The following is a 12,355-nucleotide window of genomic DNA, read 5'->3' on the forward strand; positions in this document are numbered from 1 at the left end:
TTAAGGCGCGCAGGCTTTACGAGAAAACTTATCTCGCGCTGAAGTACTCAAATTAACAAGGGACATAAAGAAGATGCATAGCTTTAATCTGCTAAAGAAAGCCCTAATAGCGGCCTTCACGTTATGTTCTTTTACTGCTGCATCGATGGTTGAAGCCGCTACTTGGACAATCACTTATCCGCGTCCTATAGATGACTCAGATGCCCGTGCCCAATACCCTATTGCTCTGCTTAAACTTGCGCTAGATAAAACCGGCGTAAATTATGAGCTGCGCCCTTCTGATCGTATATTGCTGACGGGCAAAGCGATGCGTCAGCTACGTGAAAACAGAGAAGTTAACGTAGTATGGAGCATGACGGACAGTCAGCGCGAGAAGGAGCTGACCCCCATTCGTATTCCAATCGCAAAAGGGCTTATAGGTCTTCGTGTTTTCGTTATTAACGAAAATAAAAAGGCGAAGTTCAACGATGTGCTGTCGCTGACCGATATGCGTAAACTCGTACCGATTCAAGGCGAAGAGTGGCCGGACACCAAAATTCTTCAAGCCAACGGGTTTAACGTGTTTACTGTGCCTGAGTTTCGCGAAGCGTATGACATGATTAAACAAGGTAAAGGGGACTTTTTTCCTCGTTCTGTTATGGAAGTGGACGCAGAGCTGGAGGTGGAAGGTCGTCGTAACAATCTTTACCTTGAGCCTTCAATGGCGCTGTATTACCCCACCGCTATGTATTACTTTGTAAGTTCAAGTAACAAGACGTTAGCGAATCTTATTGAAACAGGCCTTAACCGAGCCATTGAAGATGGCTCTTTTGATGCGTTATTTGAATCTACGTACGCCCCAATCTTAGCGTCTTTGGGGGTTAATGAGCGTAAAATTTTCACCCTCGAAAATCCGTTATTACCTATTGAGACCCCTCTTACTAATTCTGCTTTATGGTATAAACCAAAAACAGAAGCATCAAAAGAATAAATAGACAATAAAAAACGCGGCTTAGGCCGCGTTTTTTGAATATTAGATCTGCTTGTACGATTGTCTATTAAGACTCGCCTGCGTGGACGCCTTTCATCGAGCGGCCAGAAGGATCTGCGTTGTTTTTAAAGCTCTCATCCCACTCAAGAGCTTCTGCAGTACTACAGGCGATTGACTTGCCGCCAGGCACGCAGCGCGCAGCACTCTCTTGAGGGAAGTAGCTCTCAAAGATAGTGCGATAGTAGTAGCCTTCTTTCGTATCTGGTGTGTTGACTGGGAAGCGGAACTCCGCAGTTGCAAGTTGCTGGTCAGTCACTTCGTTTTCAACGAAATCGCGAATTGAATCAATCCACGAATAACCTACACCATCACCAAACTGCTCTTTTTGACGCCACAGTACTTCTGCTGGAAGGGTTTCGCCGTTATCAAACGCCTTACGAAGGATCCACTTCTCCATTTTTCCATCTAGACACATTTTGTCTTGTGGGTTTAAACGCATAGCTACGTCAATGAAGTTCTTATCTAAGAATGGAACGCGAGCTTCTACACCCCATGCTGATGTGGCTTTGTTAGCACGCGCACAGTCAAACATATGTAGACGATCAAGTTTACGTACCGTTTCTTCGTGGAATTCTTTGGCGTTTGGCGCTTTGTGGAAATACAGGTAACCACCAAAAATTTCATCAGAGCCTTCACCCGATAGCACCATTTTAATGCCCATCGCTTTAATCTTGCGTGTCATTAAGTACATTGGAGTAGCGGCGCGGATCGTTGTTGTATCGTAGGTTTCCAAGTGATAGATAACATCACGGATGGCATCTAAACCTTCTTGAATGGTAAAGTGAATTTCATGGTGTACGGTGCCAATCATGTCGGCCACTTTCTTCGCTGCCTTAAGGTCAGGTGCTCCTTCAAGACCAACAGCAAAACTGTGTAGGCGAGGCCACCATGCATCTGTCTTGTCTTCGTCTTCAACGCGCTTTGCAACGTACTGCGCAGCGACAGCTGAAACCAGTGAAGAGTCCAAACCACCTGATAGAAGTACAGCGTAAGGTACATCAGACATCATGTGTGACTTCACTGCTTTCTCGAATGCTACACGTAGCTCTTCCAGATTGCTGGTGTTGTCTTTTACGTTGTCGTATTCCATCCAGTCGCGTTTGTAGTACTTAGTGATTTTTCCCTCTTTGCTCCACAGGTAGTGGCCAGGAGGAAACTCACTGATTGTTTTACATACGCCTGCTAACGCTTTCATTTCAGATGAAACATAGAAGTTACCGTGTTCATCGTAACCGGTATAAAGCGGAATAATACCAATATGGTCACGGGCAATAAGGTAAGCGTCTTGTTCTTCATCGTAAAGAATAAACGCAAACATACCCTCTAGCTCATCAATAAAGTCGATGCCTTTTTGCTGGAAAAGCGGAAGGATAACTTCACAATCAGAACGGGTTTTGAACGGATACGGTTCAGCTAAGTCTGCAGCTAGCTGCTTATGGTTATAAATCTCACCGTTTACGGCAAGAATTTGTTTATCGTTTTGGCTGATAAGAGGCTGCGCCCCTGTATCAACGTCGACAATCGCCAATCTTTCGTGACAAAGAATGGTATTGTCATTATTCCAGATACCCGACCAGTCAGGGCCACGGTGGCGCAAAAGTTTTGATAAATCGAGGGCTTGGGTTCTGAGTTCAGACACATCGGTTTTGATATCAAGGATACCGAAAATACCACACATATAACGGATTCTCTCTGTTCACTTGTTGAAAAAAATAATAGAAGTTTTTTCTGTCGGTACTCGCGTACGAGTGGGCGATGGTTTGTTGTTATTCTTATTCGCGTGCCCTGAATGTGCCAGTCTGACAGGAAATTGCAAGTACATTATGATGAGAAAATGGAAATTCTTATTCCATTTATCCCAAAACAGCCGTTTATTAACATTTTTATCCTATTTTGAGTGCGTAATTATCATATCAATTAAATAGTGAGTGTGTTTACTGAATAGTAAAAGATAGCGATTCGAAGCCGCTTGGATAAGTGCTTTGGGAAGGAAAAATAAGAAAGGGCCTATAAAAAGGCCCTTTTAGTATTGCTGCATAACTAAGCATTTTTAACGCTTAGAAGTCAGTTCGGATATTAATTTTTGCGCTGAAACTCACTCGCTTCATTCCACCTAGGCCAAGCGTCAGCATTCGCAACGCCCACACCCACGTCAAACAGCATTTGCGTGTCTTGCACAATTCCGCTTAAATCCCAATCATCGCGATACTGGTCGCATACTTGGTGATAGCAGCCCGTAACAATAACGTTCATGCGTTTTCTATATTTAGCTGTTTCTGCATCTGCTGGTTCGTTACCGCCCTCTGCATAGAGTGCTGGAACACCTTGTTTGGCAAAGCTGAAGTGATCTGATCGGTAATAGTAACCAGCTTCTGGTCTGTCTTCTTGAGTCAGTGTACGACCTTGCTTAGCTGCAGCGGCTTCAAGGTAATCTTCCATTTCTGACTTACCCATGCCTACAACGGCAACGTTCTTGGTCTTACCCAATACGTTCATTGCATCCATGTTGATGTTTGCAACGGTATTCTCAATAGGAATAACCGGGTTGCTTGCATAGAATTTACTGCCTAATAATCCTTGTTCTTCAGCGGTCACCACTAAAAATGATACCGAGCGTTTTGGTGCAGGTGTAAGTTTAGAGTAAGCTTTTGCCATGGCTAAAATGGCCGCAGTGCCCGTCGCATTATCATGAGCACCATTATAGATTTGGTCGCCTTCTTTGCTCTCATCTTTACCTAAATGATCCCAATGTGCCGTGTAGATAATATGCTCATCAGGAAATTCTGCGCCCGGCAGAGTCGCGATAACGTTGTTGCTCTCTGACTTTTTGAAGGTGTTATTAACCGTAACCGTTGCTTTGATGTCCATTGCTTTGCTGTAAGGACCTTGCATAGCGTTTGCTTTCTCTGTGTCGAAATCAAGGCCGGCATCGGCAAACACCTTCTTCGCTGCATCTATCGTTAACCAACCTTCAACAGCCACACGGCTTGCTCCTTTGTCGGCACTTACTAAGCCGTACTGCGGACCACTCCAGCTGTTAGCAACAACTGACCAGCCGTAAGAGGCAGGTGCAGTTTCATGAACAATAATAGCGCCTGCTGCCCCTTGACGGCTCGCTTCTTCATATTTGTAGCTCCAACGGCCGTAGTAGGTCATCGTTGTGCCCTGAAACTTGCCGCTCTCCGGATTTTCAAAGCCCGGATCGTTTATCAGCATGACGACCGTTTTGCCTTTTACGTCTAACCCTTCGTAGTCATTCCAGTCATACTCTGGTGCATTTACACCATAACCTACGAACACCAGTTCCGAATCTTCAAGAGATACAGAGCTTTGCTCACGTTTAGAAGAGGCAACCATTTGCTCTTTGTAGGCAAAGGTATTGTCGCCTATGGTCATTGTCATATCTGGATCAGCGGTGATCTCCATAAGCGCTACTTTTTGAAGGAAGCTATCGTCGTTACCTGGCTTAAGTCCCGCTTTAGTAAATTCACTGACCAGGTAATCAATGGTTTTCTTTTCGCCTTCAGTTGTCGGTAGACGACCTTCAAACTCATCTGAAGACAGTACCTTTAATGGCTCGCGAATATCAGCGTCTGAAATATTGTTGTAAACACTGTCAAAGTTAGACGCCACAGGCATCTCTTTTTTCGCAGACTGATTTTGTGACGCGCTGTCGTTATTAGGTGTGCAAGCACTTACGCCTAGAAGGGTAGGTACAAGCAATGGCAAAAACATTTTTTTCATTGTTAGTCTCTGTTTGCTCTACAATACGCACCCAGTATAGAGAAAACCCCAAAGCGAACCAATAGTTGATATGCAATCAGACTCAATACCCTTCTGTAAAGACTACTTACTAAAACACGCGAGTAAACCAGTTACGGACCTTTTAGAAGAGGTTGGCTTGCTAGGTAAAAGTGCTTTTCCTACTCCTGACTTGCTAAACAATTTAACGGTGCATTACTGTAGCTCCTGGAAAGGGCCTTTGTTTAAAGGGCAAAGCCAGTTTTCAGAAGATGATCAGCGTTACTACGAAACCATCATCAGCGAAGATGGAGTTGTGCCTACTCGAGAGCAAAGCTGGCATGATCTATTTAATGCCCTTATTTGGCTTCAATTTCCAAGAACAAAATCGTTGTTAAATGAGCTACACATCAATGACATTAAACTCCATGGTGTAAACCCCAGAACGTCACGACGCAATCGCATTACTCACTTCGATGAATGCGGAGTAGTACTTGCTATCGAAGCACCTGAAGAAAATAGTCCGCGCTCACACAGTGAATTCTCTGATAACGGCACCAATTCGCAAAACAAAATTAATGGAACCTTGCCTTGTACAGCTAATGCGTTGGAAGCATTCTTAGGTGACCTCGCCGCGCATGAATGGGAGAAAGTTTTTGTCTACAAGCGAGCGTTGTGGCATTCAAAAGTAAGCCCCTTTATTTTTGGCCACGCAAATTTAGAAATGATGCTTAATCCGTTTGTCGGTCTCACAGGCAAATGGCTAGCGGTGTCTGTGCCTCACGGTTTTAGCCGTCTTGATAAATGGCAGCAGCGGTCGATAGTTGATGATGCCATGATTACACGTATCAAAGCGTTAAATTATTTTGAGAGTACACCGCTTTTGAAGCCACTGCCTTTGCTGGGTGTACCTTCGTGGCACACTCAACAAGATAAAGAGTTTTATCAGAATACCGACTATTTTAGACCACTACGCGAGGGAAGTAAGCCGACTATTCAGCTACCCTTGTGGACTTAAGTGTGTTGCGCTGCCCACGTTTTTCACCGAAAACAGCGCCAATTGCCAAATGATAAAAGGCTATTGAACAGAGGTGTTTTAGAATAGCGCTAAGGCTATCAGCCAAATGCCATAAATAACCACATACGGCGCGCATGCAATTAGTGCTGCCTTCTTAAGAGGAAAAGACGTCCATTGCGAGATGCCCACAGTAGCAAGATAGATACCCCAGAAAAGCTCTAGCCTTAACGCTTGACCGAAAGCGTACCAAGGCGAGTCCATCGGGATATTCGCAATATACCCAAGAGACGCAGGCGACAAGATTGATGGCGCTACCTGATGGTCGCCAGCAAACAACAGCAGAGCAACGCCAACCAAACCAGTCAACACATAAGGCATTGAAAGCCACCACGCAAAACCGTACCAGTCAGTAAAACCGTAAACATGAGTGTCATCTGAACGTGTCATTAAGTTCACGTAAACGGCGTACACAGCGTTTATAATAATAGGAACAAAAAAGGCGCCAATAATGGAAGACCAAAGCAATGCATTTCTAGTGAAGAAGGCTTTCATTTGTTCTTCTTCTGCAGGGCTCATGTCACCTTGTGCCGCTATGTTCATCTCTGCAAACCACTCAATGTCGACGAAATTCACGTAAAGGTATTGTGATACTAGCGTAATAGCCATGATCAAGATAAATGGCATCCAGCTCCAGTTGTTATGCTCACCAACTGCTTTGAAGACGCCATTCGGTTTGAAAAAGATATCATTACACGCTTGGAAAGGATTCGTCACAGTGTGCATCCCTTGCTCCTCTTTCTAGTTTTTATTTGTTGTTCAGATACTGTGTAAAACAATGACTATATGTTATCGCTCGTTTACACATGAATAAGTTTAGGCTTACAGGTTACTGGCGAGCATAGATTATGTACAGCACAAGATTCTGATAAAGAGGCATTTTTTGTAAGGGAAAATGAATAAGGCTAGTTAAGTGTATGGCGCACGCTCAGTTAAATAGAGGTAAAAGGGAAGCATGGCTTCCCTCTCATTTTCTATGGTTGCAAACCATAAACAGTCTACAGATAAGTTATATTCAGCAGCGTTAGCACTATTGTGCTATACATCACAGAAATAGGTAGTCCTATCTTTATAAAGTGCGCAAATTTGTAGTTGGCAGCGTTAAAGACCAAAAGGTTAGTCTGGTAACCAAATGGCGATATAAAGCTTGCGCTCGCCGCAAAGGCAACTGCTAAAGCAAATGGCATTAGCGGCGCTCCGATAATTTGCACTAGCCCGTAAGCAAAAGGAAACATTAATGCCGCAGCCGCATTGTTGGTTACAAACTCAGTTAAAAGCAGGGTGAATAAGTAGATAATCACGAGCGCTACAAACCAATCAGTACCCGCCAAAAGAGGCATTAGCGCTTCGGTTGTAGTCATAATGACCCCAGAGTTTTCTAGTGCAGTGGCCAAACTTAATGCACCAACTATCACAACAATTAAGTTTAGCGGGAGATTGCGCTTCATTTCGCCATTTGACGTAACCCTAACGCCAATAAGGACAGCGGCTAAAAATAGTAGACCGATAGCCAATGAAATGACGTTAGTCGCGGCTAGTAACACTGTGGTAAGGAAGCCGCCAAGGGTAATCCATTCTTGTTTGTTCGTTAGTGGTCGGGCAATTTTTTGCTCTGACAAAATAAAAAAGTTTTTATTTAAATTTTGACGAGTCGCAAAGTCTGGGCCTGTTGCTAAAAGTAAGAAGTCACCTGCTTGAAGCTTTATTTCTCCTAACTTGCCTGACAGCTGCTCTCCATCGCGGCGAATGGCTACAACAGCCGCATCAAATAGGGCTCTAAAGCCAAGTTTTTTAATGGTTTGCCCAATAACTTGAGCGCGATTGGCAACCACTACCTCGGTTAAGCTCTCACGGAGTACCCCATCAGACTCCGCGAACATGCTTAGCCCCTTTATGTGGCTAAGATTATCAAGCTTTTGAACGTTGCCAGAGAAGATCAGCTTGTCGTTTTCCAAAATGACTAGGTCAGGCCCAACAGGAGATATCAGGTTGCCATTGCGCACCACTTCTACCAAAAAGAGTTCTGGTAAGTTACGCAAATGGTTTTGTTCTACGGTTTTGCCTATGAGCTCTGAACCAGATTCCACTTCGGCTTCAACCATATACTCGTGATAGTTATTACTCTTATTGCCAATATGAGGTAGCAAAGGAAGTAACAGAAACATGAGTAGACCACAGCTTAAACCCGCTACGGTGCCATAAAGTGTGAAGTCAAAAAAGTTAAAGCCTGGATGCCCGTGCTCTTGCAAAAAGCTGTCTACAATCAGGTTGGTAGACGTACCGATTAAGGTGACCGTACCGCCTAAAATAGCTGCGTATGAGAGCGGAATCAGCAATCGAGAGGCAGGATGATATTGGTTTTGCTTAATTGGACCAATAAGGCTTGCCACAATAGCAGTATTGTTCAAAAGCGCAGAAGATAAAAATGTCAGTGAAAACAAGCGCCAATAGGATTGAGTAAAGTTAGCACTTACTAGTTTCCTACCTAGGCGTTTTATTAGCGCTGTTTTATCAATTGCACTGCTTACCAAAAGCAACAAAACAAGGGTAATAAGACCCTTGTTTGTTAAGTTTAGCAAGATGTCATCAAGAGATAACTGCTGGGTAACCAGTAAAGCTAACACTGCACCAGAAAATACAGTGGAAGGGCGCTGATTGGTAAAGATCAGCGCGCATATCGTACCGGCAAATACCGCCAGTACGATGAACTGGGTCACATCCATATTGCTCCAGTCCTGCTTAAAGTTTACTGATATCCACAGAGTTCCAATGCGGGAAGTGCTTGCGTACTAGTGCATTGAATTCAAGTTCGAACTCAGAGAAATTAGGCGATGTATGCTGTGCGTCACCCGCAATTTCATCAATGATCATGCCCGCGCCAACGGTACCGTTGGTAAGGCGATCGATAACAATGAAAGAACCAGTAGGGCGGTTACGCTTGTAAGGGTCGCATGCAACAGGTTGAGTAAACTTAACGTCTACCACACCAATCTCGTTAAGATTTAAGTGCATAGCATCCGTTTCTTCTAGCGTATTCACATCAATTTGATTATCGATATGAGCAACTACCCCTGGCGTTGATTTAGTCGCGAACTTAAACAAGTATTGCTTGTTTGGCATTAGCGGCTCTTCAGACATCCACACAAGGTGTGTTTTGAATTGCGTATTAAGCAATGGCAAGTTGTCTGATTTTACAATCATGTCGCCACGAGAAATGTCAATTTCATCTTCTAGCGTTAGCGTAACGGCTTGTGGAACATAAGCGCGCTCTTGGTCGCCTTCAAACGTAACGACTTGCTTCACCTTTGATTTCTTACCAGAAGGAAGTGCCGTTACTTCATCACCTGGTGCAACTTGGCCAGATACCACCGTACCCGCAAAGCCTCGGAAATCTAGGTTAGGGCGGTTAACGTATTGTACAGGGAAGCGGAAATCTTCTAGGTTGTCGTCTTCACCAATTTCAATGTTTTCTAACATTTCCATAAGTGGCGTGCCGTCAAACCAAGGGGTATTTTCGCTCTTGCCTACTACGTTGTCGCCTTCAAGTGCTGAAATAGGTACGAACTGAATATCAGGAATATCAAGCTGCTCAGCAAACTTCAGGTAGTCTTCCTGAATTTGCTTGTACACTTCTTCTGAATAGTCCATCAAGTCCATTTTGTTGATAGCAACAATAACGTGTTTGATACCTAGAAGAGAAACCAGGAACGAGTGACGTTTGGTTTGTACTTTAACGCCGCCGCGAGCATCAACAAGAATAATAGCAAGGTCGCATGTTGACGCACCGGTTACCATGTTACGAGTGTACTGCTCGTGCCCCGGAGTATCAGCGATAATAAACTTACGCTTGTCAGTAGAGAAGTAGCGATAGGCTACGTCGATAGTAATCCCTTGCTCACGCTCAGACTGAAGACCGTCTACAAGAAGGGCAAGGTCAACTTTCTCGCCGGTAGTGCCCACTTTTTTACTGTCTTTAGTGATAGCGGCAAGTTGGTCTTCATAAATCATTTTAGAATCGTGAAGTAAGCGACCAATTAGGGTACTTTTACCGTCGTCTACGCTACCGCAGGTAAGGAAACGTAGCATGTCTTTCTTTTCGTGTTGTTCTAGGTAAGACAGAATGTCCTGTCTTAGTAATTCGTTTTCATTGTTCATGTTATGCGCTCACAAGGAAAAAGGGGTTTAACACAGACTCTTTTTGGTTGTACGTAAGAGCGTCAGCGTTGTCATCTAATGGGTTTTCAGGGTCAAGTACGGTTACGTTTGCGCCTGCTGCTAGTGCAACGGCGTGTGCTGCTCCCGTATCCCATTCAGATGTTGGGCCTAAACGAGGGTAAAGATGTGCTTCGCCCTCAGCCACCAAGCAAAGCTTCAGTGAACTACCCATCGCCACAAGCTCGGTTTCACCTTTAAGCTGTGCCAATAAATTCTGAATTTCTGGGCTTTGGTGAGAACGACTACCTACCACTTTCCACACTTCTGCACCATCGTGCTTGCGCGCAGAAATAGCTGTAAATTCGCCATTCACTTCAGTCCATGCACCTTCACCAACAATACCTACGTAGCTTTTGTTAAGTGCTGGCGCGTAAACCACACCCATGGTCGGCTTACCGTTTTCGATAAGTGCAATGTTTACCGTAAACTCACCGTTTTTCTTAATAAACTCTTTGGTGCCGTCTAGCGGGTCTACCAGCCAGTATGACGACCACGTTTTGCGTTCATCCCATGAAATATCTGCTGACTCTTCAGAAAGAATTGGCAGGTCAGATTCAGCTTCAAGGGCGTTAACGATTACGTTATGTGCGGCAAGGTCAGCTTCTGTTAGCGGGCTGGTATCCTGCTTTTCATAAATGGCGAAGTCTTTCTCGTAAATGGCCATTATCTTATCGCCGGCTTCTTTGGCGATATCTAGCACTTTTTGTGCAAGACTATTTAAAGGCTGTGTCATTACACCAATCCCTTTTCTTGAAGCAAAGCATACAATCGCTCAGCGGTTTGCTCTGCAGGTTCATCCTGATAGGTTAAGTGTACTTCTGGCGCTTCAGGTGCTTCATAGGCTGAATCGATACCTGTGAAGTCCTTAATTTCGCCGCTACGCGCTTTCTTGTATAGCCCTTTCGGGTCGCGTTTTTCACACACTTCAAGAGGTGTATCGACAAACACTTCTACAAACTCTCCGTTTTCCATTAAGCTGCGGCAGTAATCGCGGTCGGCTTTGAAAGGTGAGATAAAAGCGGTAAGCACAATGGTACCGGCATCGACAAACAGTTTAGCGACTTCGCTAATGCGGCGAATGTTTTCGACGCGATCTTTATCGCTAAAACCTAAGTCGCCACACAGACCGTGGCGCACGTTGTCGCCGTCAAGCAAATAGGTGTGCTTGTTCTGCTCGTGAAGCTTTTTCTCAAGCAGGTTGGCTAAAGTCGATTTACCAGAGCCACTTAAACCCGTTAGCCAAAATACGCGAGGCGTTTGACCAAGCTTTTCAGAACGGGTGGTCTTGTTTACTTCGTGTTTATGCCAAACAACGTTGTCGGTGGCCATTAGAAGTACCCTTCCATTTTCTTCTTCTCCATAGAGCCTGCGCTGTCATGGTCGATAACTCGGCCCTGACGTTCAGACGTCTTGGTAAGCAGCATTTCTTGAATAACTTCAGGTAGGGTTGCTGCTTCTGACTCTACCGCACCGGTCAGTGGGTAACAGCCAAGAGTACGGAAACGCACAGAGCGCATCTCTGGCACTTCACCTTCTTCTAGCGGCATACGGTCGTCGTCAACCATAATAAGAATGCCGTCGCGCTCAACGACAGGGCGAGGCTTAGAAAGGTAAAGTTGTGGAATATCGATGTTTTCTAGGTAGATGTATTGCCAGATATCTAGCTCAGTCCAGTTGGACATTGGGAATACACGAATGCTTTCGCCTTTGTTAACCTGAGAATTATAAATATTCCAAAGCTCTGGGCGCTGGTTTTTTGGGTCCCAGCGGTGGTTGCTGTCGCGGAATGAGTAAACACGTTCTTTGGCACGTGATTTTTCCTCGTCGCGTCGAGCTCCACCAAATGCAGCATCGAACTTATATTTGTTCAGCGCTTGCTTAAGTGCTTGAGTTTTCATGATGTCAGTATGTTTTGCTGAACCGTGGCTAAATGGGCCAACGCCAGCTTCAACACCTTCTTCATTGATGTGAACAAGCAAATCAAAACCGTGCTTCTTAGCTTGTTCGTCACGGAACTTAATCATTTCACCAAACTTCCACGTGGTGTCTACGTGTAATAGTGGGAAAGGAATTTTGCCGGGCGCGAACGCTTTACGGGCAAGGTGAAGCAGAACAGAAGAGTCTTTTCCTACAGAGTAAAGCATAACTGGGTTTTCAAACTCAGCAGCAACCTCACGGAAAATCTGGATACTCTCGGCTTCGAGTTGTTTCAAATGCGTTACAGACGGGATACTAGCAGTCATTTTGAAGTCCGAATTTTATGTTATATATAAAAAAGTTATATGCGGGTTATT

General features: G+C 44.6%; 10 protein-coding genes. 2 read left to right on the plus strand and 8 right to left on the minus strand.

All coding sequences use genetic code 11. The features are described 5' to 3' along the window. Positions 1–73: 73 nt before the first annotated feature. The gene (locus RJ41_RS02655) at positions 74–970 is read left to right on the plus strand and encodes a type 2 periplasmic-binding domain-containing protein (protein ID WP_039216708.1); all 897 of its coding nucleotides are present in this window, start codon (positions 74–76) and stop codon (positions 968–970) included. Positions 971–1,037: 67 nt separating this feature from the next. Here the strand turns inward: RJ41_RS02655 and asnB are convergent, their stop codons facing one another. Next, positions 1,038–2,708: an asparagine synthase B gene (gene asnB / locus RJ41_RS02660; protein ID WP_039216710.1), complete on the minus strand. Its 1,671-nt coding sequence runs from the start codon at positions 2,706–2,708 to the stop codon at positions 1,038–1,040. A 398-nt stretch (positions 2,709–3,106) separates the two neighbouring features. After that, entirely contained in the window at positions 3,107–4,774 is a 1,668-nt protein-coding gene (locus tag RJ41_RS02665) for a M28 family metallopeptidase (protein WP_039216711.1), read from the minus strand. Between the two features lie 70 nt (positions 4,775–4,844). Here RJ41_RS02665 and RJ41_RS02670 point away from each other — a divergent pair, with 70 nt between their 5' ends. Further along, positions 4,845–5,789 carry a DUF3025 domain-containing protein gene (locus RJ41_RS02670; protein WP_039216712.1) on the plus strand — a complete coding sequence of 315 codons (945 nt, stop codon included), beginning with the start codon at positions 4,845–4,847 and terminating at the stop codon, positions 5,787–5,789. A gap of 78 nt (positions 5,790–5,867) precedes the next feature. Here the strand turns inward: RJ41_RS02670 and RJ41_RS02675 are convergent, their stop codons facing one another. The 6 genes from RJ41_RS02675 to cysD form a co-directional block, all read right to left on the minus strand. Beyond that, positions 5,868–6,572 carry a YIP1 family protein gene (locus tag RJ41_RS02675; protein WP_039216713.1) on the minus strand — a complete coding sequence of 235 codons (705 nt, stop codon included), beginning with the start codon at positions 6,570–6,572 and terminating at the stop codon, positions 5,868–5,870. 272 nt (positions 6,573–6,844) lie between these two features. Continuing rightward, positions 6,845–8,569, minus strand: coding sequence for an SLC13 family permease (locus RJ41_RS02680; protein WP_039216714.1), 1,725 nt, complete (start codon positions 8,567–8,569; stop codon positions 6,845–6,847). 16 nt (positions 8,570–8,585) lie between these two features. Next, positions 8,586–10,001: a sulfate adenylyltransferase subunit CysN gene (cysN, locus tag RJ41_RS02685; RefSeq protein WP_039216715.1), complete on the minus strand. Its 1,416-nt coding sequence runs from the start codon at positions 9,999–10,001 to the stop codon at positions 8,586–8,588. A gap of 1 nt (position 10,002) precedes the next feature. Further along, entirely contained in the window at positions 10,003–10,794 is a 792-nt protein-coding gene (gene cysQ, locus RJ41_RS02690; protein ID WP_039216717.1) for a 3'(2'),5'-bisphosphate nucleotidase CysQ, read from the minus strand. Next, positions 10,794–11,390 (minus strand): adenylyl-sulfate kinase, encoded by a 597-nt coding sequence (gene cysC / locus RJ41_RS02695; protein WP_039216718.1) that lies wholly within the window; start codon positions 11,388–11,390, stop codon positions 10,794–10,796. The genes cysQ and cysC overlap by 1 nt, the downstream gene beginning before the upstream one ends. After that, positions 11,390–12,304 carry a sulfate adenylyltransferase subunit CysD gene (gene cysD, locus RJ41_RS02700; protein ID WP_014976001.1) on the minus strand — a complete coding sequence of 305 codons (915 nt, stop codon included), beginning with the start codon at positions 12,302–12,304 and terminating at the stop codon, positions 11,390–11,392. The genes cysC and cysD overlap by 1 nt, the downstream gene beginning before the upstream one ends. Positions 12,305–12,355 lie beyond the last annotated feature (51 nt).

The sequence above is a fragment of the Alteromonas marina genome, from assembly GCF_000808575.1.
GTDB classification, from domain to species: Bacteria; Pseudomonadota; Gammaproteobacteria; order Enterobacterales; family Alteromonadaceae; genus Alteromonas; species Alteromonas marina_A.